The sequence below is a fragment of the Francisella salina genome (assembly GCF_000219045.1).
Classification (GTDB): Bacteria; Pseudomonadota; Gammaproteobacteria; order Francisellales; family Francisellaceae; genus Francisella; species Francisella salimarina.
On record NC_015696.1, the window covers coordinates 93,364 to 116,803 of the forward strand.

Genomic DNA, 23,440 nt, shown 5'->3' on the forward strand with positions numbered 1-23,440 from the left:
AAGTACGATAAGGATAATTGATATAACAAAAGATATAAATACACATTTCTTGTATCAAGTGAAAATTTGACTATTCATAACAAGTTTTACAAACTCTTTAACTTTGGGTTGAACAAATTTATTTTTAGGATAGTAAATATAAATATCTTGATGATCTAAAAACTCGTCTTTAAGCAATTCTACAAGTTTACCACTCTGTATTTCATCTTTTACAATATATTCATGAAACTGAGCAATTCCAAGATCATTTAAGACACATTCTTTCATAAACTCCATGTTATTCGCAGATAAATCAGAAGGAGGCATTTGAGCGTTTACTTTGCTTTCTTTAATATTTACAAGAGCAGTAGCTCTAGAACTATGGGGAATATACTTATGATTTACTAGATCAGATAGGCTAGATGGGATACCATTATGCTCTAAGTATATTGGACTTGCGCATAGTATGTATCTTGTTGTAGCTATTTTACGTGCAATAATATCTTCAGGAGGCGTCCAATTAACTCCGAGAATTATATCTGTTTCTTGAGTTTTAAAATTAGGCATTCTCTCTTCAATATGTACTTCAATTTTAACCTTGCTAAATTTCTTGGAGTATTTTTTGATCAGACCTATCAGAACACTCTTGGCAAAAAATGAGGAAGTATTTATCTTTAGGATGCCTGATGGTTCACTATGAAAAGATTCTGCTAAATCACGAATATTTCCAATTTCATTTTGTAATGCTTTACAATACTCAAATAAAAGCTTACCTTCATGCGTCAATGAAAGTCTACGTGTTGTCCTAATTAGCAAGTCAACTTTGAGCTCCTTTTCTAATTGCTTAATAGTGTGACTTACAGCAGCTTTTGTTATACCAAGAGCATCTGCAGTATTTGTAAAGCTTCCATAAGTTACTAATTTATAAAAAATTTCAAAAAAATTAATAGGTATATTTTTTTTATTTTTAATTGTCAAATTTTACTAAACATAAGTTTATTAATGATGATATTGTAAAATATATTTTTTAATTTACTATAGCAATAGTTAAATTTTTTGATAAAAAAGGAATAGCTATGAAAAATTATAAAATCATACTCTTACTTAGTTATATAAGTATAGCGAGCGCATCAGCTGTGATACTAAATCCGGCTTTACCTCACATCAGTAGTGAATTAAATCTTGTAAATGGGCAAGTAGAGTGGATTGTGAGTATTTTTCTGGTAGGGTATGTTGTTGGACAACTTATATATGGCCCAATTGCCCGTAGGTTTGGTAGTGTAAGTACATTACGAATAGGCTTGGTTATTAATTTGATAGGTATTATAGTTTGTATATTTGGTGGGATTCACTTATCTTTTGAGCTATTGCTTTTAGGTAGATTGATTACGGCTTTAGGGTCATCTGTAGGATTGGTTTGTACGTTTATTATTTTGAATCACTCTGTAGAACCATCTAGAGCAAAGACAGCACTGTCATTTGCGAGTATATCTTTTGCACTGTCTGTAACTTTGGCCATCATGATAGGCGGCTTTGTTAATTACTATTCACACTGGAACTACTGCTTTTATGTTCTACTAGCTCATGGGGTTGCGATGTATTTATTTACTTATTTATATCAAAATGAAGAGCCTAGCATTTCAAAGATTAATGTTGGCAATATTTTTTCAGGGTATATAAATGCATTATCAAGTCCAAAACTTTTGATTTTTGCTTTTATAATTGGTGTAATGTCAACATTTAGTTATTGCTATACGACAGCTGCGCCATTTATTACTCAGCAACTTTTTGATTTTAATAGTGCTGAATTAGGTACTTATAATGCTATGACTATAGTAGGTATTATAGCGGGCTCATTTGGCGCAGCAAAAATTATCAATAGTTATGATAATGTTCTAGTTTTGAAAATTGCAATTGCTGCTTTGTTGGTTAGTTTTATGGTTATAGCTTCTATGGCATATTTTGATATTATTACGCCGATTATGTTTTTTGGTATTATTACGCTGATGTATTTTATTACAAGTTTTATATATCCGGCGGCATCACATATAGCATCTAATGCTTTAGCTGATGACAAAGCGAGTGCTTCTGCAATGATGAATTTTATAAACATGGCAGTTGCAGTTTTATCGGTAAGCATCATGGGCTATATAAGCTTAGATTATATATATAGTTTTGTTGTTATTTGTTTAGTGGCGTCAGTTACTGCATTTTTCTTTTTGTTTCTAAAAGGTTTTGCTAAGGAATAATCTTGGTAATATCCTAGCTATAGGTTTTTATATATAGTAAAATCATAGCCATATCAATTAATTACTTTTTTGCGTTAATATGTCATCTTTAGAAAGGGTAAATGGTTTTTTTGAAGCAAGTATTCAAGCAAAGATTGAGACAGCAAATATTTTACCTCCAGCTATTGCACAGGCTGCAAAAGCGATGGTGTCTTGTTTAGAAAATGGTGGTAAAATTCTAGTATGTGGTAATGGCGGATCAGCAGTTATAGCGCAGCATTTCACCTCTAAGCTTCTAAATCATTTTGATATGGAGAGACCTCCTTTACCAGCAGTAGCCTTAACAGCGGATGTTGCAACAATTACAGCTGTTGGAGATCACTATGGATTTGCCCATATTTTCTCTAAGCAAGTAGCAGCATTAGGCAATGAAGATGATATTTTATTAGTTGTATCTGCAAATGGTAACTCACAAAATATTATCAATGCTGTTGAAGAAGCACATGACTTGGATATGAAGGTTGTTGCATTGACTGGTGCAAGCGGTGGTAGATTGCAAGCTATGTACAATGTAGATGATATCGAGTTAAGGGTTCCTTCTGACAATGTGGCAAATATTCAAGAGAACCATTTTCTTATAATTCATTGTTTGTGTGATATTATAGACCAGAAATTATTTGTAGGCTTAGAAGATTGATATAATGACATTTAAAACTATATTAAAGAGTGTATGTATTGTTTTGTTCTTTTTAAGCTTATCAGCTTGTGGAGTTATTGAGCCTTATACGGCTCCTGTTCCTCAAGGTAAAGAAATTAAGAATAAAAAACTTTTTGATATCAAGCCTAATATGACTAAAGGCGAGGTTGTTTATATATTAGGCTCGCCAGATATTATCGATACATTTAATCCAAACCAGTATATTTATATAAATACATATAAAAAACATATGACTGATACTGATTATAGTGAGTCAAAACTAATACTAACTTTTAATAATCAAGATAGATTGATAGGTATATCAGGTAATTATGCTCCACCAACTGATGAACCAGTTTTCTAAATTAATAAAAATATGAAAAAACAAAATATATTCAATATCCTAATTATTAGTGCTATTGCTGTAGGATTTTTATTCCTCAACTTTTGTCAACCTATCTTTGCAGATGATTTTGGTAGATTATCTGCGTCAGCTTTAACCAAAGGCAATTTGATAAGTATAGTATATAACCAATATTTGAACTGGACAGGCAGGGTATCTGCAGAGTATTTGGCTTACTTGCTTTTCAATAAAGATCACCTTGTTATAAGCCTCTTTATTATAGATATATTAAACTCTATACTTTTTAGTATATTTATCATTCTCAGTTTTAAAATTGTAAGTAAGGATCAATATGAACTTAGCTCCAAACGCTTTGTGATTTTTTTCTTTTTCTTGAGTTTTATTTTTTTATACTCTGGGGTGATAGGTAATGCTTTATGGAAAACAGCGGCAATTCAGTACTTCTGGGGAATTGTATTGTTGGTAGGGTATTATTACTTTATTTTTATAAGGCAAAAAAACTCCATAACTTTTAGTATTTTTGTAGGAATTTTTATAGGTTTATATAATGAAATATATGTAGGAGTTTTAACTATCCTTTTATTAGCATATTTCCTTGACTGTAAGTTGGACAATAAGAGTATCAATAGAAATGTAGTTTACTTTTTTGTCGCCCTTATAGTAGGAGGTATTATATTGGCAGTAGCTCCTGGTAATTATAAAAGACTAGATGTTTTAGCAGGTTCGAGAAATATTGATTTGTTACAGAATATAAAGTTTATGTGGCAACTATTAATTTATCATCCTTATGCGAAGCTTTTGCATTATATGCTGGCTTTTATAGGACTGCTTTTAATTTTGGATAAGGATATTAGGCTTAAAACAAAGTTTATTTATTTTGCTGCATTGATTAGTTCTTTGTTCGTTTTGACTCCGATTGTTGGCCAGTATGGGGGATTAAACCAAAGAGTTTTAATGATTTATTATGTACTATTTTTTATGATTATTTTTGGATTATTATATAATTCTAAAAATGTTTTTATTATAAAGTTTATTGAAATTCTTTGTAGGTTATCCTGGCTGCTGTTGATTTTACTTTTATTTCAGTTATGGATGCTTTTCTCAGTTTACGATTCGTTACATGATTATGAATCGCAAAGACAGCAACTAATACACTATTATCATGAGCATGATGTCAAATCTGCATCTTTTCCAGTAGATTATAGGCTCTATTTAGATAAAAATTATAGATTTGTCTACTTTGATGATATTACTTTTAATAAAAATGATTGGAGAAATAAGGGCTTTGCTAATTACTATGGTTTTGATAGTGTTGTATTAAAAAGATGAATTATAAACCAAAGTAAAACTCAGTATCTGTTTCATTTACGATTACACGATAATCCATAGAGACATCAGAGTCATTACATAAAGATTTCAAGTCAGTCAATAAAATATTTCCTAATAATTTCCTTAGTTTAGGACTTCTACCTGGTAGAATGTCAATCTCAAGTTGAATAAAGCCATCAAAGTTACTCGAACTGGCGCCAACTATATAAGTTTTGCATGGGTAGATAAGAGTTCTGCATGTATGAATGTCTGTTTTAATCACTTCAACAATTATAGAGTGTAGGTTTCTACAAAAGTCATCTAATTTATTCGAGATTTTAATATTATCTGTATATTGAATTTTAATTGTAAGCAGAAAATAACCAATCTTCTGCTAATACAGAAAATAGTAACATAAATGAAAGGAATATGTTTATAGAAGAAACTTGATAAAAAGAAATAATTAAGCAGCTGTAGAAAGAGCTTTGATCTTAGCACTTAGACGAGACTTATGTCTAGCAGCTTTGTTCTTATGGATTAGACCTTTAGAAGCGTATTTATCTAAAATAGGAACTACTTTTGCGAAGTTCTCTTTAGCAGCTTCAACATCACCTTTCTCGATCGCATAAGCAGCTTTCTTTAAGAAAGTTCTCATCATAGAACGACGTGCAACGTTGTGTTGACGATTTCTTTCAGCTTGAATAATTCTCTTTTTTGCTTGTTTTGAGTTAGCCAATTTAATTCTCCAGTTTTAATTTTTTAACTTTTATAACCTTAGGCTTCTCTAGGGGGATACGTGAGAAACACAAATATATAAATTTAATAGCTAAAGTATTTTGCATACATTGTACATTTTTGTCAACAGAATTTGTAATATTATTAATGATTATTTCGTTATTTAAATATGGCAATCACTACATTTTAAAGTTATTTTATAGCATAATAGGTATCTAGATTTATTAAATAAAAAATTACTTCTTAGTAGCAACAGAGCTTAAATATTATGAAAAATATCAGAAACTTTTCGATAATTGCACATATTGATCATGGTAAGTCTACTCTTTCAGATAGATTTATACAGGTGTGTAATGGTTTGACTGAGCGTGAAATGAAAGAGCAAGTCCTAGACTCTATGGATATAGAAAGAGAGCGTGGAATCACTATCAAAGCACAATCTGTAACTTTAGATTATGTAGCTAGAGATGGTCAAACATATCAGCTTAATTTTATTGATACTCCTGGGCATGTTGATTTCTCTTATGAGGTATCGCGTTCATTAGCTGCCTGTGAAGGTGCCTTGCTGGTGGTGGATGCAGCACAAGGTGTTGAAGCTCAGACAGTAGCTAACTGCTACACAGCTATTGATCAGGATTTAGAGGTTATACCAATTTTAAATAAAATTGACTTACCATCTGCAGAGCCTGATAGAGTCGCAGAAGAGATTGAAGAAATAATTGGTATCGATGCAACTGGAGCAACTACCTGTAGTGCTAAGACGGGCATAGGTGTTGAAGATGTTTTAGAAACAATTGTTGCTAAAGTTCCAGCACCAGAGGGCGATGTTAATGCAAAACTACAAGCTTTAATTATAGATTCATGGTTTGATAATTATCTAGGTGTTGTTTCTCTTGTGAGGATTAAGAACGGAACCCTTAAGAAAGGTGAGAAATTTAAAGTTATGTCAACGGGAGTTTCTTATCAAGCTGATAGAGTTGGGGTATTTACTCCAAAGATGAAAGATCTAGATCACTTGAAAGCTGGTGAGGTTGGTTTTATTATCGCAGGTATTAAAGATATTCATGGAGCTCCTGTAGGTGATACTCTAACTCATACGCATAATCCAACTGATAAGCCTGTTCCAGGATTTAAAAAAGTCCAGCCACAAGTTTATGCAGGGATGTTTACTATAAGCTCTGATGATTATCCTGATTTTAGAGAAGCTTTGGATAAGCTAAGTCTAAATGACGCTTCACTTTTTTTCGAGCCAGAAGTTTCACAAGCATTAGGATTTGGCTTTAGATGTGGCTTCCTAGGAATGCTACATATGGAAATTATTCAAGAGAGGCTTGAAAGAGAATATAATCTTGATTTAATTACTTCAGCACCAACAGTTGTCTATAAGGCAATCAAGAAAGATGGTGAAACTATAGAAGTAGATAATCCATCAAAACTCCCTGAACCAGGTGCTATAGCAGAAATACATGAGCCAATTGTAAGAGCGAATATTCTTGTGCCAAAAGACTATGTTGGTAGCGTAATTACAATATGTGTTGAAAAAAGAGGAGTACAAGTCGATCTTAACTATGTTGGTAACCAAGTGTCTATAACTTACGATTTACCAATGATTGAGGTGGTGTCTGATTTCTTTGATACTCTCAAATCTGTTACGAAGGGTTATGGTTCATTGGATTACGAGCTAATTCGCTATGAAGCAGCAAATATGGTTAGGCTAGATGTGCTTATAAATGGAGATAAAGTTGACGCATTAGCAAGTATAGTTCATAAAGATCAAGCAAAGTACAAAGGTAGAGAACTTGTTGAGCGCCTTAAAGAGCTAATTCCAAGACAAATGTTTGAAGTAGCAATTCAAGCAGCTATAGGTGGGACTATTGTTGCCAGAAGTACAGTTAAAGCATTGCGTAAGAACGTTTTAGCAAAGTGTTATGGTGGTGATGTTTCGCGTAAGAAAAAATTACTAGAAAAGCAAAAAGAAGGTAAAAAGAGAATGAAAAATATTGGTTCTGTTGAAATTCCTCAAGAAGCTTTCTTGTCAGTTTTGAAGAAATAGTCTCTATAGTTATTACTATTTGTAGTGACAGATCATTGATCTGTTAGCCTATATTAATCTATCATAAGACAGCACATTGTGCTGTCACTACAAAAGGGTATAAAATATTTAAATATGCAAAATAAAAAAATAATAGTAGGTATATCAGGAGGAGTTGATTCATCTGTTTCTGCTTTGTTGTTAAAACAGCAAGGTTATGATGTAACCGGTGTATTTATGAAAAACTGGGAAGAAGATGATACTGATGATTTTTGCTCAGCAGAACAAGATATTGCTGATGCTCAAGCAGTATGTGACTCTATTGGGATACCTTTCAAAAAGATTAATTTCGCAGCTGAATATTGGGATAATGTATTCAAGCACTTTCTAACAGAGTATAAGGCTGGTAGGACACCTAATCCAGATATTTTATGCAACAAGGAAATCAAGTTTAAAGCTTTTTTGAGCTATGTGCATTTGTTAGGAGGTGACTATATTGCTACAGGACACTATGCTCGTACTAAAGTGGCTGAAGATGGTTCGGTGCAGTTAGTCAAAGGTCTTGATGAGAGTAAAGATCAAACATATTTCTTATACACACTTGGTCAAGAGCAGTTAAAGCAGACAATGTTTCCTATTGGTGATATTGAAAAATCTAAAGTACGTGAGATTGCTAAAGAGAATAAACTAGTAACATTTGATAAGAAAGATAGTACAGGGATATGTTTCATAGGTGAGCGTAAGTTCAAAGATTTTCTATCAAAGTTTTTGCCAGCTCAAAGAGGCGAGATACATGATGAAAATGGTATCAAGATTGGTATGCATGATGGGCTTATGTATTATACGATTGGGCAAAGACAGGGTCTTGGTATAGGCGGTGTAAAAAATCGCCCTGAAATACCATGGTTCGCAGCCCAAAAGGATTTAGAAAATAATGTTTTAGTTGCTGTTCAAGGTCATGATCATCCAATGCTATTCAAAGATACATTACAAGCTATAGACCTTAGTTGGGTAGCTGGATCTGCTCCAGCAGATAGTTTTAGATGTAGTGCAAAAGTTCGCTATAGGCAAAAAGATCAGTCTTGTAATGTACAAATAAATGAAGATGGTTCAGTTAATGTGGTTTTTGATGAGCCACAAAGAGCAATAACTCCAGGACAATCTGTAGTCTTTTATGATGGTGAGGTTTGTTTAGGAGGGGGGATAATTATTTAGATTTTTGTTAATATTTATATGTTAATTATTATCACTTGCTAATGTGGTTTTCTGATTATCTGTTGAGTCAGTCTGTTTTTCTTGGGGTGGGCTAGTATTAGAGCTACCGTTTGTAGCTATTTCTATAGCACTACCGCTATTTGCAATAATATCATCATTATCTTGATCAGCTTTTGTAATTAACTCATGATCTAGGGTTGCCGCATCACTAGATATTTCTTGACGAGTATAGCTAGACTTCTTGGTAGATGTATCAACCACATCATTCAAGTAGACACCGACTTCTTTTTTGACGTCTTTTTGGCTTTTCAAAACGTCTCTTTGCATAAATTGCGCTTCATGTACTGTATCAATAGTCATATGAGTATATAAAAACTCTGGATCAATAATATATGGTCTGAGGGACGTGTTGTACTCTTTTTCTAGCTCGGGGAAATCAACAGTATAAGCCACTTTTATGCGCTTTGTACCATCCCTATCAGTTATTAACATTGCAACAAGATCTGAATCTATAGGGTACTGTTTTCTAACTAGGTGATACTGTTGTTTTCTATCTAGTACTATTTGTCTGACAGGAGTTGCGTATACACTTTCAGTCTTTATAGGCTTGTTAACAGTTGTTATTCCGGCTTTTTGAAGTTCTGCCATAGCACGATTACCATAATTATCTTTAGCTAACTTAAGATCAATCTCAATCATCTTAGCAAGTACTTTCTCTCTAAACTCTCTAGTTTGCTTTAAAGTAAATGCAAGACAAGTTCCAGTATCATCTTTTTGGAAACAACCATTTCTTTTGTCAATTAGTACAAAAAGTTTTCTGGTTTTATCGTAGTATAGTTGGTAATCAGGAGTATTATCACCATGACCAAGATAAACAAACTGGTCATTTGATAGCATTCCGCATGAAGTAACAGTTAAAATTAGTAGTAATAGTGATATTTTGCTTAATACCTTACGCATATTTCAAATTCCATAATTTAACAACAATTTCAAGACATAATTTTTGCTTAGTGACGCTAAAAAGTAAAGCTTTGATTACAGGAAAATACTAAAAATTAAGTTTTGGCATTTTCTTGCATCAGTTTTTTATATTTTTTCTCTATCATTTTACGTTTAAGTGAACCAAGATGGTCAAAAAAGGTAACACCATTTAGATGATCTATTTCATGTTGGATACATCTTGCTAGGAAATCATCTTTTTCAATTTCAATCTCCTCACCGAACTCATTAAGTGCTTTTATCCTAACTCTTGTTGCTCTATTAACCTTAGCAGAAACTCCAGGAAATGATAAACAACCTTCTTCATCAATTATCTTACCACTCTGGTCGATTATCTCAGGATTGATGATTGTAATTGTTTCGGGAGTCTCACTCTCTAAGTTATCATACATGATAAAGAATCTTTTTTTGATACCAACTTGTACTGCAGCTAAGCCAACACCATTTGCTTCTATCATTAAATCGCGCATCTCTGCTATTGTTGCTCGGAAATCATCATTGATTTCTTCTGGTGCAACTTCTTGTGCCACTTCTTTGAGTATTGGGTGAGGATACTTTAGGATTTCTAAAGACATATTTTATACTCCTTGTTCTAATATATCTTTTTTCATTTTTGTCATAGTTAGGGCTGCTTGAACACAGTATTTGCCTTTGTGTCCTTTTTTGCCACCAACTCTTTCTAATGCTTGTTCTTTATTGTGTGTAGTCAATATACCAAAGATTACTGGAAGGTTATACTCATGCATAACTCTTTGCGTACCATAGCTTACTTGGTCACAAACATAATCATAGTGATCTGTCTCGCCCCTGATTACACAACCAAGAAGTACAATCGCATCAACTTGGTTAGTCTCTGCTAAAAGTTTAGCAGCATAAGGCAACTCTACTGCACCAGGAACTTTTTTGATATATATTTGACTATCTTTTAGACCTTGAGCATATGCTTCTTCTAGGGCTCCTTCAAGCATTTTATCCGTTATCAATGAGTTAAATTCACTTACGACAATAGCTAGCTTTCTCATGGTCTATATCCCTTTAATTGTATGTTTTGCTTTATTTTTCTTGGTTATTAAGTAGTTTCTATTATGTGAGTTTACAAATGCTTCGCAGTATACAGGCTCTGCATCTATATCAACATTTCTAAGGGCTGCTAATTTCTCAGGGTTATTTGAGATAAGCTTACACTTATTTACCTTATTATACTTTAGGACTTGTATAGCTAAGTCATATTTTCTTGCATCACTTGGCAAACCTAGAGCTAAATTGGCTTCTATAGTGTCCATATTTTCATGCATTTGTAAGTTATATGCTTTGAGCTTGTTTGTTAGGCCAATGCCTCTACCTTCTTGATTAAGGTAAATAAAGAAGCCACCTTCTTGAGCAATCATCTCAATACCTTTTTGAAGTTGATCTTGGCAGTCACAGCGTAGTGATCCAAAGATATCACCAGTCAAACAAGAGGAGTGCATTCTAACAAAAGGGGTTTCACCCTGATAGGCTTTTGACAAGACCACAACTTCTTCATTAGAAAAGTTATCCCTATAAACACTCATCTCAAGCTCACCTATATTCTTAAAAGGTATAGTTGTTCCGACCAAGTGACTAACAAAAATTTCAGTTGCTAAACGGTACTGATAAAGTTCAGCAATAGTTAAAAGAGGTAAGTTATACTTTTTGGCAAATGCTTCTAATTCAGGTGCTTTCATCATTGTGCCATCTTTGTTCATCAGTTCACATAGGACACCTGCACTATTGAAACCACTTAGTTTCATAAGATCAACTGTTGCTTCAGTATGACCGTTTCTACCAAGTACACCTTTATCATTTGCTATGAGTGGGAAGATATGTCCTGGTCGAGCTAGCTCCTCGGCTTTTGCATCAGCTTTTGATGCTACTTGTATTGTGTGAGCTCTGTCTTTTGCAGATACTCCGGTAGTCACACCTTCTTTGGCTTCTATAGTTATAGTAAATGGAGTTGTAAATGTACTATTATTTTGATCAGCTGCTACCATTGGTGTTAGATTTAACTGCTTTGCTTTTTTTGAATCCATTGCTAAGCAAACGATACCACTTGTGTATTCAAGCATAAAAGCAATATTTGCTTCTGTGGCTTTCTCACCTGGTAGAATTAGGTCTCCTTCATTTTCTCTATCATAATCATCGAGCACAACCACAGGCGTACCTTGCTTGAGAGCTTGTATTGCGTTTTCAATATTTTCTTTTATTTGTCTAAACATTTTCTTTAAATCCTTGTATATATTTGTAGATATACTTACCTGTTGCATCAGCTTCAAGATTTACAATAGAGCCCTTAGTATAGTTCTTTGCAATAGTGACCTCAATAGTATGCGGTATCAAAGTTACTGTAAAAGAGTCTTCAAGAGTATCGATTACAGTTATGCTCATACCATCTATAGTCACAAATCCCTTTGTGACTAGATACTTAAGTAATTCTTTGGATGCTGAAATCTCAACTAGCCATGCTCCACTGGCATCTGTGATATTTATGATTTGTCCAGTTTCATCAATATGACCTTGTACCATGTGCCCACCGACATGATCGCCATAGCGCATAGCAAGCTCAGTATTCACTAACTGATTTTCTACTAGGCTATTTAGATTGGTTCTTTGTAGGGTTTCTGGAACTGCGTCAAAATTCGCAGTTAAATTTTGTTTATCGATTTCAGTTACTGTAAGACAAGTGCCATTGATAGCAACGCTGTCACCAATATTGCAATTTGTACTATTATTAAACTTTATACAAAAGGTTTTTATATTACCTCTATCTATTATACTTTCTATTGTTCCTAGTTCTTGGACAATGCCACTAAACATTGGTAGTTTCCTTAAAATATGAATTTATTAGTAAATCTTCGCCTAAAAAAGATACACCTTGAAATATGAGCTTCTCTTTAGGATTGCACCCTGCAATTACAACAGGCGATAAATATGTTACAAGTTCATTAATTAGTTTTTGATTTATAAAATTTTCTAGAGTTTTTTTACCACCTTCAACCAAAAGGCTTGTTATCCCTGTTTGTCCCATTTTGTTTAGAAGGCTGTCTAAGCAAACCTGATTCTGGAATGTTGGCAGTAGCCAGTATTCAATACCAAGACTATCTAGTTCACTGGCAACTTGAGCAGAAATTTTTGAACAAACAAAAATAGTTTTTGCATGATTTTGGTTTAAAACTTTCCAACGTTTATCTATTTCTGAGAGGTTGTTGGATATAATAAATCTAGTAGGGTGTTTCTTTTTGTTTAGCTGTATTCTTACATCAAGACTTGGGTTGTCTTCAATTAGAGTTTGATTTCCTATAAGTATTGCATCACAAATATTGCGTAGCTGGTGAGTATCTACAAATGCTTCTTTAGAACTGATTTTTTTTGAGTCATTACCATTTACAGCTATTTTGCCATCAAGAGACATTGCCCATTTTGCATACACAAAAGGTCTTTGAGTTTTTTGGTAGTGGAAAAATATTTTATTTTGATCTTGAGCTTGTTTTTCTAAGACTCCAACTTTGACTTCTATTCCAGCATCTTTGAGCTTTTGTATGCCTTTGCCGGCAACTAATGGGTTAGGGTCAAGTGTCGCGACCACTACCTTTTGTATGCCTGCTTTAATTAAGGCATCTGTACATGGCGGAGTTTTTCCGTGATGGCAACATGGCTCTAAGGTTACGTATGCAGTAGCACCTTTTGCTTTGTCTCCAGCTTTTTTCAGTGCATGAATTTCTGCATGAGCCTCTCCTATAGCTTCGTGCCAACCTTCTGAAATAATGGCTCCATTTTTTACTATTATGCATCCAACCATAGGATTTGGAGATACTGATAACCTACCTCTATTTGCTAGAGTGAGTGATTGTTGCATATAATAGTTTTCAATATTTTTCATTTGCCCAGTTAAAATTGTTAGTTACACTTAGGGCAGGGATAGCAAAACGAAATAATATACAAACAGCCAACAAAGCTGTTGCTATTACTAAGTTCTACTTATGAATTTCTTCAATCTTCTTTCATCCAGACTATACTGTCGGCTTTGGAGTTACACCAAATCTGCTTGACCTTTTTATTATCTAAAAAGCGCTCGCGGGCTTCTGTGGTTAGACAGTTACCGCCGGTAGGGAATTTCGCCCTGCCCTGAAGATTATTTTGAAATTATAACACTTCTAAACTTTATATAGTAAGAAAGTTTTTAGATAAGTATTATTTAATCAATGTTTTTGTAAAGTTTTATTAATTTACGTACCGTTCTATTATGCTAGAGAATAGTTTGGGAATTATGTATATATAGACCTTATAAATGAGTATAATTAAGCCGTAGGAATGTAGCTGTTTGATTGGAGAGGTTATTTAATTTTGAGTTTATATTCATTGTTTGTTTTACTTTGTGTTATAGCTGCGTATTCAAGTTATTTCAATTTAAGGTTTTTAGGTTTACCTAAAGCCATAGGTCTTACAGCCCTTAGTGCTTTTATATCATTATCATTGTTGGTGCTAATAAAGTTAGAGCCAAACCTTTTTTCACCTGTATATGATATGCTTGATAGTGTGAATTTTAAGGCTTTAGTATTGAAGGTGCTTTTGGGTTATCTTCTATTCGCATCAGCAATGCACTTGGACTTTTCAAAAATTAGGAAATTTTCATTACCGATAGCTGTTTTATCTAGTTTTGGTGTTGTTGTTACGGCATTTATAATGGGTACACTTTGTTGGTTGATGGCTCCTTTAGTTATAGGTGTTAATATTGGCTATGTGCATTGCTTGATGGTGGGGGCGGTATTGTCACCTACGGATCCTGTTACAGTGTTTGCTGTATTTAAATCAACAAAGGCTGTTCCTGAGAAGGTTAAGGCGATACTATCTGGCGAAGCTATATTCAATGATGTGTTTTCTATAGTATTATTCTTAATTTTGCTGTCGATAATCACCAACTCTAATCAAAATGTTAGTATCAGTGAGTTCGTAATAATGCTTTTTCAAGAAGGAGCTGGAGGTATTGTTTTAGGTATGATACTTGGCTTCTTTGGTGCTCGGTTGATGTCTAACTCTGATGATACCCATACGCTTATAATCATGTCATTAGCAATAGTTAGTGTGGGTTCATGGCTTGCAACTAGAATAGAAGTCTCTGAGCCTTTAGCAATGGTGGTTTGTGGTATAGTGATTGGCAACTCTAAGCCTCGGGGTGAGATTTCTGAAGAGTCAAGAAAGGGGCTCTCAAGTTTTTGGGCAATTGTCGATGAACTCTTGAATACCTTTCTGTTTGTGTTAATTGGAATAGTAGCTCTAAAAATGTCTTTTTCAGTTAATGTTTTAATAGCAGGAGCTATATTGTTTATTATAGCGCTTGTTGCTCGCTATTTGAGTGTTATTTTTTCTATGTTTTTGGTTGATAGATCTACCAAAAATCAATTTTGGAAAAATGGCTTTGTTATAACGTGGGCAGGTCTAAGAGGTGGGGTGTCCATAGCTTTAGCTTTGACAATACCTATTGAGTACAGGAGTGATCACGCATCATCAATAGTTTATATAGCAGTGTTACTATCAATATTTATACAAGGAGTTTCTTTTAGAAAAGTTTTAGATAAAGCGTATGCCAAAAAATAACTACTAATTTAGCCATACATTTCTTTTAAGTGGCTGTTGAAGAAATCAAGTGCATTACCATAATCATACTTGCCTGTAATAATTTCTATATATACACCGCTCTTATGTTCTCTAGCTTCTTTGAGTGCTTGTGCTAGTTCTTCACCTGTTTTTACTTTGATTGTTAGCCAATCACTACAGCCAAAAGCTTTAGGTAAATCTTTATAGTTTAATTGAGCGAGATCATCATAGCTTGGATCAGGGTCTAACTCTAGCGCTCTTTCGACCATAAAACCATCATTGTTTATACATAATATAATAGGGTTTATTTTATATCTTCCCATTACTCCTATTTCATTAAGTGTTAATTGATGAGATCCCTCACCTGTAATTAATACTGTTCTAGAATCAGGATTAGCTAGTGCTACGCCAAGAGTAGCTGGTGTTGCCCAACCAATAGAGCCCCATAACGTTTGATTATGATATTTTACACCTTCAGGTAAAGGTAATTTTGGCATATTAAGAGAAGATGAGCCCGTTTCTACCACAAGATTATCTGTGTTTTTTAAGAATTTTAGAACTTGAGTGTATAGCACGCTAAGTGTTAGGTTTTCTTGCGTTATTGGAGTATCCTGTATTGTCATTCTGGAGTATTCAGGGCGATAGTTTATGCTATCAGCTTTTTCTAATAAAGCATCAAGTAGCTCTGATAAATAGATATCAGTTAGATAAGTCTTTTTATCTTCGACAAATAAAGGTCCTAAATTCAGAACCTTATCTAAGTCCAAATTATTAGTAAATCCAGCAGTGTTAAAGTCAGACCATAGTGCGTCACCTAAATTAATTACAAGATCAGCGTCTTCAACTATCTCGGCTGTATTTGTGTCTGATAATAAACCAGCATAGAATCCTATATAGTTAGGATGTGTTTCAGATATCACGCTCTTATCATGAGGCATAATAGCAAAAGGAATGTTTAACTTTTCTATGAGTTTGATAGCTTTCTCGGTTACACCAAATCTGTCTAATTTAATAGCAGGGATAGCAACAACTTTTTTAGCCTTATTTAGGCGCTCTAACACTAGGTTTACAGCTAGCTCAAGCTGCTGAGGATTGGTCTTTAGATAACTGCAGTCTATATTATCTGGTGTTATGTCTGTGACAGGACGATTGCCACCATCTAATGAAACACTTATATAGGCTGGTTTACGGTATTTGAATGCTTCTGCTATGACTCTATTCATTTCTCTGCGAGCGTTTTCAGGGGTGATGACCGCTGAGACACAGGCTGCAGAAGCTGATAAGTCAAAGAAGTTTCCAAAAACGCCATCTCCCAATGTATGGTGAACTTGCTTTTTCTTTCCAACCGCTGCATCATTTGGACTACCAACTAAGTGAAAAACAACTAAGTTCTCTGCTTTTGAGCCCATGACACCATTTAGAGCGCTCAATTCACCAACAGCATAAGTAGTACATAAGATAGCGGCTCCATTAACTCTGGCAAAACCATCTGCAGCATAGCTAGCATTAAGCTCGTTAGCATTTACGATATTATTAAGTTTTGGATTATTGATAAGTGCGTGATCTAGTGCAAATGCAAAATCTCCAGGCACCGAAAATGAATGATCTATTCCTAAATCTACTAATCTTGATACTACATATTCAGCCACATTAGTAGCATCTTTAGCGGTATCGAAAACTTTTTTACCATTAATATTCTTACTCATAAATCCCTCTTTTAGTTAAAATGAATTTTGAAATTACTTTCAGCATATCTTTTGCTCATATGTATAGCAATAATTTGATAACTATATTTTTTAAAAAAACGGTAACTTGAATTAAGATGTGATTTTAGAGTGATTTTTGTGCAAGATATTGACTTGGTATTTTAAGATTCTCTTTTTGCAAAGGTGTATTTTTTGACTATTTTGCCACCAATTAGATGTTTTTGAATGATTTTTTCTAGAACCTCTGGGGTGCAGGAGTGATACCAGACATTATCAGGTTGTACTACTGCTATTGGGCCATTTTGGCAAACTCTTAGGCAGTATGTCTTTGATCTATAGATATGGCCATTTTGTGATAATTTTAGCTCTTGGAGTCTCTTCTTTAGGTATTCCCAAGATTTCAGTGAAACATCGCCGGCACAGCATTTTTGTCTTTCTTGATCACAACATAGGAATATGTGTTTTTCAATATTGTCTAAGCCTAGTTTTTTTGCTTTGGTTTCAAGTGATACTGACATTTTAGTTACCCTTAAATTTAAACAGTATAATTTTATTACAAATAGATTTAAAATTGTTGAGAAAATATTAACAAATATGGAGATAAAATGGAAAATAACATTTCCAAAGAGACGCTAGAAAAGTTAGCTCAAGCTTATCTAAAAGATATCAAAAGTAAGAGACGTTGGAAGTTTTTTACTAGAGCTCTAGTTATTTTGGTTGTTTTAGTTATGATTATACCTGGCTTATTTAGCTCATCAAAAGAGCTTACATCTCACATAGGGTTAGTCAAAGTTGATGGTGTAATAGCCGAAGATGCCGAGGCAAATGCAGAAAGGATTAATAAAAGTTTAGATGATGCCTATGCTAGTAAGGCGGTTAAAGGTGTGATCGTTGAAATAAATAGTCCTGGAGGCTCACCTGTACAATCTGACGAAATATATTCTCATATGAGATATCTGCAGAAAAAATACCCAAATATACCTATGTATGCTGTATGTACAGATGTTTGTGCAAGTGGAGGATACTATATTGCTGCCGGTGCAAAAGATATCTATGCTAATAAAATGACAATTGTTGGTTCAATAGGTGTTATAGGTAGTGGTTTTGGCTTTACTGGGCTTATGGATAAACTAGGTATAGAGCGTAGAACATACACATCAGGCTCTAATAAGGACTTTCTAGATCCTTTTTCTCCAAAAAGACCAGAGCAAACAGCACAATTTAATAAGCTCTTGAATGAAACGCATCAAGTATTTATAGAGGCTGTTGAGCAATCAAGAGGTGACAGATTGAAAGATAAAGCTATGAATACAACATTTTCGGGAGAGCCTTTTAGTGGTATTCAAGCAAAAAATATGGGGCTGATTGATGGTTTTGCGTCAGTCAGTCAAATTAAACGTGATAAGTTTAACAATATAGATATTGTTGACTATACACAGCCATTAGACTTTTTGACAGCAGTGTCAAATAAGTTGGGAAATAGTGTTTATTATAAGGCGCTTTCAGAAACAAGCTTTAGTCTAAAATAAATACATTAAGTGTTGAAACATATAATAACCATGATTATAATCGATATTATATTAAGTTTTCTAAACTAAACATAACTAAGGAATGGAAATTATGAAAAAGACTATATTAGGTGCAATGATCGCTGGTGGTCTAATGGTATCTGCAACTACTGCTATGGCTGGTGGAGTAGGTTTTGCTAATGTTCAAGATATCTTTGAGACTTCACCTTTAGGTAAAGCGAAAGTTACTGCTGATGAGAAGAAATTGAAACCACAAATGGATCAACTTAAGCAAAACATCACATCTTTACAACAAAAAGTAAATGCTTATACTGAAGAAAAAGATGATGTTCAAGCAGATGATTCTAAAGGTGATACTAAAGATGCTCAAGCAGCTGATAAGGTAGAAGGTCAAGATAAACAACAAGCTCAGGCTGATCTTGAGAAAGCAATGAGAGAATACCAAGATCTAATGAATCAAGTTCAAAAAATGGCTTCTGATGATGCTGATGCATTCAAAGATGCTTTGACTAAAGCTTCTGCGCAAGTTGCTAAAGATAAGCAATTAGATGCTATCTTACCTGCTGAGATGAGCCTATATAATGTTGATAGTATTGATGTAACTAAAGATGTTATTGCTAAAATGCAATAATTTAGTCTCTGTAATGTAATTCTAATATATTTTTTCTGGTATCTCTTTTAAACTTATAACAATTAAAAGTCGCTTTTTTTTAACTATAAAGCTATGTATAATCTTAGCTTAGATGTCAATAATATTTAAATAAAAAAGAAAATTCAAATTATGGAAAATTTAGGCTATTTTGTATCGCAAAACTTATTGTTTTGTTTGTCTTTTATACTTCTGTTAGCAATTTATATAATTTTTGAGCTGACTCAAACTAAAAAAGCTCAATATACTTTGTCTGTTGCGGATGCTGTTATTACTGTAAATAGAGGTAAAGGCGTATATCTAGATACAAGAGATCAAGAGAGTTTTGCGAGTGCTCATATAATTGGGGCTCATAATATCAAGTTAGAAGAAATTGCTCAAAAGCATAAAAAGTTAGCTAAGTACAAGTCTAAGCCTATAGTTATATATGGAGACGGTGCCGAAAAAGCAATGCATGAGTTACGCAAAGAAGGCTTTGAACAAGTTTTTGTACTTAAAGGTGGTCTATCAGCATGGCTACAGGCAAGTTACCCTATTAAATCATTATCAAAATAAAAATATTAAGGATCATAGAATGGATCAGCAAGCACAACCACAGTTTCAAATTCAAAAAGTTTATGTAAAGGATATGTCTTTCTCTATTCCTAATTCTGATAAAATCTGGACTACAGCATGGAAGCCAGAGTTGCATACAGATCTGAAAATCGAAGCGACACAACTACCAGAAGAAAATACTTATGAAAGTATTTTAACTCTTGAAGTGAAGGTTGAAAATGAAGGTATGGTTGCTTTTGAGGCAGAGGTTAAGCAAGCAGGTATTTTTACAGTATCAAATATGCAAGAGGCTCAAATTGAGCATGCAAAAAAAGCATTTTGCCCAAATATTTTGTACCATTATGCACGTGAAGCTATTTCTGATTTAGTCAGTAGTGGCGGTTTCCCTCAGCTTTGTTTATCAGCTGTGAATTTTGATGCTATGTATCAGGATTCATTAGAAAAGCCTGTCGATGATAAGCAACACTAAGATTACAATAGGAGTTTGAGTTAGTTATGAGTAAAGAAAAAGCTCTAGAGTCAGCGCTCTCACAGATTGAGAAGCAGTTTGGTAAAGGCTCTATTATGAGATTGGGTGATCAAGAGACAGCTCATGATATAGATGTTATCCCTTCAGGTATTATTGCTCTTGATGTTGCATTGGGCATAGGAGGGTATCCTAAAGGGCGTATTATTGAAATATATGGACATGAATCATCTGGTAAGACTACGCTTACTCTCTTAGCAATTGCACAGTGCCAAAAACAAGGTGGTACAGCAGCCTTTGTTGATGCAGAACATGCTCTAGATCCTAAGTATGCTAAGCTTTTGGGTGTAAATGTAGATGATCTGATAGTTTCTCAGCCAGATACCGGTGAGCAGGCATTAGAGATTGCAGATATGTTAGTTCGTTCTGGAGGAGTTGATATTGTAGTAATAGACTCTGTTGCAGCACTCACTCCTAAGGCAGAGATTGAAGGTGATATGGGAGACTCTCACATGGGCCTTCAGGCAAGACTAATGTCTCAAGCGCTTAGAAAATTAACAGCAAATATCAAACGCTCAAACACTTTGGTAATGTTCATTAACCAAATACGTATGAAAATCGGGGTAATGTTTGGCAATCCTGAAACTACCACTGGTGGTAATGCTCTTAAGTTTTATGCTTCTGTTAGGTTAGAAGTTAGAAAGGGTGGAGCTATTAAAGATGGTGTAGATGTTAATGGTAATGAAATAAAAGTTAAAATTGTTAAAAATAAGGTTGCTCCTCCATTTAAGCAAGCTGAGTTTGAGCTCATTTATGGAGAAGGTATCTCGCTTGAAGCAGAACTTATTGACCTTGGTGCTAAACATGGAATTGTAGAGAAGTCTGGCGCTTGGTATAGCTATAAAGGTAAAAAGATTGGTCAAGGTAAAGAAAAATCAAAAGATTACCTTAAAGAAAATACAGTAGAACGTGATGAGATAGAAAAAGCTCTTTTGGAACTTTTATTGCCACATAAATATGCTGTAGAAGAACAACCTCAAGAAGAGTCTAAACCTGCAAAGCAATCTAAGTCGAAACAAGCTACACAAGATGAGCTTATCTAAAGAGAAAAATTATCTTTTATATCTACTTGCTAAGCAAGATTATTCCCGCAAACAACTTTCTGATAAGCTTACGACTCGTGATAATATTTCATGCGATCAAATAGTAGCTCTATTAGATGAGTTTGAAAAGAATAAGTGGCTATCAGATGAGAGATTTGCGCGAGTGTTTATAATGAGTGAAATTGCTAAGTATCGAGGCAAACGAAGAATTATAAATACAGCTGTTTACCAAAAAGGTTTGTCACAAGAATTAGTAGAGGTTTTTTTACAAGAGGCTGAGGTCGACTGGATTGATATTTGTCATCAGTGTTTGCATAAGAAATATAAAGATCTAAGTAAGCTACAAAAAGATTTGAAATTAAAGCAAAAAGCGATTAATTATCTCTTATATAATGGCTTTGATTTTGATGAGATAAATTTTGTAATTAGTGGGAAAATTTAAGCAGATAAGTTTTATTCTTAAACTTTTTTACTGTAAGCTTTATTATTAGAAATATTAAAAAATATAGGAGTTAAAGATGGCCAAAGGAACAGTAAATAAGGTTATTTTGTTGGGTAGATTAGGTAATGATCCAGAAGTTAGAACTACTCAAAACGGTACTACAGTAGCTACACTAAGTATCGCAACTAATGATGGTATGGGTGAAAATATAACCACTGAGTGGCATAGAGTTGTTGTGTTTGGTAAGTCTGCAGAGGCTATCCAAAGATATGCAAATAAAGGTACACAACTTTTTATAGAAGGTAGGCTTCGTACTAACAAGTGGCAAGATAAAAACGGTAATATGCAATATACTACAGAAGTTGTTGTTAGTAATTTCCAGTTTGTTGGTGGTGGTAATTCTCAGGGTAGTTCAAACTACCAAAACAACCCTAATCCCAACTTTAATCAACAGCCTAATAATAGTTTTGCTCAAAATAATCAGCAACCAGCACCAAAACAGGATAAAATGCCTGATTTTGCTGAGATTAATTCATCAAACTTTGATGATGATATACCATTTTAATCATATATAGAATCATATTGAAATATAGTGTACTAACTGCCACTACTCACAAGATTGTTATATAATATAGTTACTTCTTATTTTATTCTTCAATTCATTTATGTCATACATATTAGTCTTAAATTGTGGGAGCTCATCAGTTAAATTTGCGCTTATGAATCCCCAAACATCAGAGTCACTTGTTACAGGTCTTGCCGAGAATATCGGAGCTAGTAATTGTAAGATAACTTTTAAAGCTCAGCAGAAAGTTCATAAGCTTATAGAAAATGGTAGGTACAAAGATATTTTTGAGCTTTTAAAAGATTTTTTGGTAGAGAACAATTATTTAGAAAAAATTTCTGCGATTGGTCATAGAGTAGTTCATGGGGGTCAGTATTTTTCAAAATCTGTAATTATAGACAAAGATTCATTACAGAAGATAAAAGATTGTATACCTTTAGCACCTCTACATAATCCAGCGCATATTGAAGGTATCACATTTTGTCAGCAGATTTTTCCGAATCTACCTCAAGTAGCAGTATTTGATACAGCATTTCACCAAACTATGCCTGAGTATGTTGCAGAGTATGCGATACCTAGAGAGCTAACGTGTGAGCATAATATACGTAAATATGGCGCCCATGGAACTTCACATAAATACGTTTCTCAACAAGCTGCAAAAATATTAAATCAAGATGCTGCTAATGTGATAGTTGCTCACTTAGGCAATGGTTGCAGTATTACAGCTGTTGTTAATGGTAAAAGCATCGATACAAGTATGGGGCTTACTCCATTAGATGGGCTTGTCATGGGAACTCGTTCTGGCTGTATAGATCCTAGTGTTTTTGCATATATCTCAGATAATCTTGGCTGGAGTATTGCAGATATCACAAATATGCTAAACAAAAAAAGTGGTCTATTAGGAATCTGTGGTCATAGTGATATGCGAGAGGTTTCTGAGCTTGCTGATAGAGGTGATAAACTAGCTAAGCTAGCTATTGAAATATTTTGTCATAGGATTGCCAAATTTGTTGGTAGCTATATGATCTATTTTAAAGACTTTGATGGTTTGGTTTTCACAGGGGGGATTGGTGAGAATGCCATTAATATTCGCGAAAGTGTAGTTTCTAAGTTAGCGAATATAGGTTTTGAGATAGATGATGCTAAAAATGTGAAATCAGAAACATTTATAAGTACAGGAAATAGTCATAATATAATGGTTATTGCAACTAATGAAGAGCTTATGATAGCTCAAGAAACACAAAGTTTGATATAA

26 protein-coding genes and 1 riboswitch are annotated in these 23,440 nt (G+C 33.9%); of the genes, 15 read left to right on the forward strand and 11 right to left on the reverse strand.

The genetic code is table 11. The features are described from left to right. Nucleotides 1-54: 54 nt before the first annotated feature. Nucleotides 55-951: a LysR family transcriptional regulator gene (locus F7308_RS00435; RefSeq protein WP_198006055.1), complete on the reverse strand. Its 897-nt coding sequence runs from the start codon at nucleotides 949-951 to the stop codon at nucleotides 55-57. 104 nt (nucleotides 952-1,055) lie between these two features. On the opposite strand from F7308_RS00435, the gene F7308_RS00440 reads away from it, so the two are divergent. The 4 genes from F7308_RS00440 (at nucleotide 1,056) to F7308_RS00455 (ending at nucleotide 4,597) form a co-directional block, all read left to right on the forward strand. After that, nucleotides 1,056-2,228: an MFS transporter gene (locus F7308_RS00440; protein ID WP_013921882.1), complete on the forward strand. Its 1,173-nt coding sequence runs from the start codon at nucleotides 1,056-1,058 to the stop codon at nucleotides 2,226-2,228. Between the two features lie 79 nt (nucleotides 2,229-2,307). Continuing rightward, complete coding sequence (locus tag F7308_RS00445) at nucleotides 2,308-2,904, forward strand: SIS domain-containing protein (protein WP_013921883.1); 597 nt, start codon at nucleotides 2,308-2,310, stop codon at nucleotides 2,902-2,904. A 4-nt stretch (nucleotides 2,905-2,908) separates the two neighbouring features. Beyond that, nucleotides 2,909-3,268: an outer membrane protein assembly factor BamE gene (locus F7308_RS00450; protein WP_013921884.1), complete on the forward strand. Its 360-nt coding sequence runs from the start codon at nucleotides 2,909-2,911 to the stop codon at nucleotides 3,266-3,268. Nucleotides 3,269-3,280: 12 nt separating this feature from the next. After that, nucleotides 3,281-4,597: a DUF6056 family protein gene (locus tag F7308_RS00455; protein ID WP_013921885.1), complete on the forward strand. Its 1,317-nt coding sequence runs from the start codon at nucleotides 3,281-3,283 to the stop codon at nucleotides 4,595-4,597. 1 nt (nucleotide 4,598) lies between these two features. Here F7308_RS00455 and F7308_RS00460 read toward each other — a convergent pair whose 3' ends face one another. Beyond that, nucleotides 4,599-4,964: a tautomerase family protein gene (locus tag F7308_RS00460; protein WP_332244780.1), complete on the reverse strand. Its 366-nt coding sequence runs from the start codon at nucleotides 4,962-4,964 to the stop codon at nucleotides 4,599-4,601. A gap of 75 nt (nucleotides 4,965-5,039) precedes the next feature. Further along, nucleotides 5,040-5,312, reverse strand: coding sequence for a 30S ribosomal protein S20 (gene rpsT, locus F7308_RS00465; RefSeq protein WP_004286750.1), 273 nt, complete (start codon nucleotides 5,310-5,312; stop codon nucleotides 5,040-5,042). A gap of 267 nt (nucleotides 5,313-5,579) precedes the next feature. On the opposite strand from rpsT, the gene lepA reads away from it, so the two are divergent. Both lepA and mnmA read left to right on the forward strand, forming a co-directional pair. Continuing rightward, entirely contained in the window at nucleotides 5,580-7,364 is a 1,785-nt protein-coding gene (lepA, locus tag F7308_RS00470; protein ID WP_013921886.1) for a translation elongation factor 4, read from the forward strand. 81 nt (nucleotides 7,365-7,445) lie between these two features. Then, complete coding sequence (mnmA, locus tag F7308_RS00475; protein ID WP_269562923.1) at nucleotides 7,446-8,558, forward strand: tRNA 2-thiouridine(34) synthase MnmA; 1,113 nt, start codon at nucleotides 7,446-7,448, stop codon at nucleotides 8,556-8,558. Between the two features lie 21 nt (nucleotides 8,559-8,579). Here the strand turns inward: mnmA and F7308_RS00480 are convergent, their stop codons facing one another. The 6 genes from F7308_RS00480 to ribD all read right to left on the reverse strand — a co-directional run bounded on the left by F7308_RS00480 (nucleotide 8,580) and on the right by ribD (nucleotide 13,455). Then, the gene (locus tag F7308_RS00480) at nucleotides 8,580-9,518 is read right to left on the reverse strand and encodes an FTN_0109 family protein (protein ID WP_013921888.1); all 939 of its coding nucleotides are present in this window, start codon (nucleotides 9,516-9,518) and stop codon (nucleotides 8,580-8,582) included. A gap of 95 nt (nucleotides 9,519-9,613) precedes the next feature. Continuing rightward, entirely contained in the window at nucleotides 9,614-10,132 is a 519-nt protein-coding gene (gene def, locus F7308_RS00485; protein WP_013921889.1) for a peptide deformylase, read from the reverse strand. A 3-nt stretch (nucleotides 10,133-10,135) separates the two neighbouring features. Next, entirely contained in the window at nucleotides 10,136-10,579 is a 444-nt protein-coding gene (ribH, locus tag F7308_RS00490; RefSeq protein ID WP_013921890.1) for a 6,7-dimethyl-8-ribityllumazine synthase, read from the reverse strand. Between the two features lie 3 nt (nucleotides 10,580-10,582). Further along, nucleotides 10,583-11,794 carry a 3,4-dihydroxy-2-butanone-4-phosphate synthase gene (ribB, locus tag F7308_RS00495; protein WP_013921891.1) on the reverse strand — a complete coding sequence of 404 codons (1,212 nt, stop codon included), beginning with the start codon at nucleotides 11,792-11,794 and terminating at the stop codon, nucleotides 10,583-10,585. Further along, nucleotides 11,787-12,392, reverse strand: a complete 606-nt coding sequence (locus F7308_RS00500) for a riboflavin synthase (RefSeq protein ID WP_013921892.1) — start codon at nucleotides 12,390-12,392, stop codon at nucleotides 11,787-11,789. The genes ribB and F7308_RS00500 overlap by 8 nt, the downstream gene beginning before the upstream one ends. Beyond that, nucleotides 12,385-13,455: a bifunctional diaminohydroxyphosphoribosylaminopyrimidine deaminase/5-amino-6-(5-phosphoribosylamino)uracil reductase RibD gene (gene ribD / locus F7308_RS00505; RefSeq protein WP_013921893.1), complete on the reverse strand. Its 1,071-nt coding sequence runs from the start codon at nucleotides 13,453-13,455 to the stop codon at nucleotides 12,385-12,387. The genes F7308_RS00500 and ribD overlap by 8 nt, the downstream gene beginning before the upstream one ends. A gap of 109 nt (nucleotides 13,456-13,564) precedes the next feature. Next, nucleotides 13,565-13,712: riboswitch (FMN riboswitch) on the reverse strand. 207 nt (nucleotides 13,713-13,919) lie between these two features. Between ribD and F7308_RS00510 the strand changes: the two genes are divergently transcribed. Further along, the gene (locus F7308_RS00510) at nucleotides 13,920-15,170 is read left to right on the forward strand and encodes a cation:proton antiporter (protein WP_013921894.1); all 1,251 of its coding nucleotides are present in this window, start codon (nucleotides 13,920-13,922) and stop codon (nucleotides 15,168-15,170) included. An 8-nt stretch (nucleotides 15,171-15,178) separates the two neighbouring features. Here the strand turns inward: F7308_RS00510 and F7308_RS00515 are convergent, their stop codons facing one another. Together F7308_RS00515 and F7308_RS00520 are read right to left on the reverse strand one after the other, a co-directional pair. Beyond that, the gene (locus tag F7308_RS00515; RefSeq protein WP_013921895.1) at nucleotides 15,179-16,876 is read right to left on the reverse strand and encodes an alpha-keto acid decarboxylase family protein; all 1,698 of its coding nucleotides are present in this window, start codon (nucleotides 16,874-16,876) and stop codon (nucleotides 15,179-15,181) included. A gap of 161 nt (nucleotides 16,877-17,037) precedes the next feature. Beyond that, nucleotides 17,038-17,394 (reverse strand): (2Fe-2S) ferredoxin domain-containing protein, encoded by a 357-nt coding sequence (locus F7308_RS00520; protein WP_013921896.1) that lies wholly within the window; start codon nucleotides 17,392-17,394, stop codon nucleotides 17,038-17,040. Nucleotides 17,395-17,481: 87 nt separating this feature from the next. Here F7308_RS00520 and F7308_RS00525 point away from each other — a divergent pair, with 87 nt between their 5' ends. From F7308_RS00525 to F7308_RS00560, 8 genes are all read left to right on the forward strand, one after another. Continuing rightward, complete coding sequence (locus tag F7308_RS00525; protein ID WP_013921897.1) at nucleotides 17,482-18,405, forward strand: S49 family peptidase; 924 nt, start codon at nucleotides 17,482-17,484, stop codon at nucleotides 18,403-18,405. Nucleotides 18,406-18,496: 91 nt separating this feature from the next. Beyond that, nucleotides 18,497-19,036, forward strand: coding sequence for an OmpH family outer membrane protein (locus F7308_RS00530; RefSeq protein ID WP_013921898.1), 540 nt, complete (start codon nucleotides 18,497-18,499; stop codon nucleotides 19,034-19,036). A 150-nt stretch (nucleotides 19,037-19,186) separates the two neighbouring features. Next, nucleotides 19,187-19,609, forward strand: a complete 423-nt coding sequence (locus tag F7308_RS00535; protein ID WP_013921899.1) for a rhodanese-like domain-containing protein — start codon at nucleotides 19,187-19,189, stop codon at nucleotides 19,607-19,609. A 19-nt stretch (nucleotides 19,610-19,628) separates the two neighbouring features. After that, nucleotides 19,629-20,078, forward strand: coding sequence for a protein-export chaperone SecB (gene secB, locus F7308_RS00540; protein WP_013921900.1), 450 nt, complete (start codon nucleotides 19,629-19,631; stop codon nucleotides 20,076-20,078). 26 nt (nucleotides 20,079-20,104) lie between these two features. Further along, nucleotides 20,105-21,178 carry a recombinase RecA gene (gene recA, locus F7308_RS00545; RefSeq protein ID WP_013921901.1) on the forward strand — a complete coding sequence of 358 codons (1,074 nt, stop codon included), beginning with the start codon at nucleotides 20,105-20,107 and terminating at the stop codon, nucleotides 21,176-21,178. After that, nucleotides 21,165-21,620: a regulatory protein RecX gene (locus F7308_RS00550; RefSeq protein WP_013921902.1), complete on the forward strand. Its 456-nt coding sequence runs from the start codon at nucleotides 21,165-21,167 to the stop codon at nucleotides 21,618-21,620. The genes recA and F7308_RS00550 overlap by 14 nt, the downstream gene beginning before the upstream one ends. 76 nt (nucleotides 21,621-21,696) lie before the next feature. Next, nucleotides 21,697-22,185, forward strand: a complete 489-nt coding sequence (locus F7308_RS00555) for a single-stranded DNA-binding protein (protein WP_013921903.1) — start codon at nucleotides 21,697-21,699, stop codon at nucleotides 22,183-22,185. A 100-nt stretch (nucleotides 22,186-22,285) separates the two neighbouring features. Then, the gene (locus F7308_RS00560) at nucleotides 22,286-23,440 is read left to right on the forward strand and encodes an acetate/propionate family kinase (RefSeq protein WP_041263570.1); all 1,155 of its coding nucleotides are present in this window, start codon (nucleotides 22,286-22,288) and stop codon (nucleotides 23,438-23,440) included.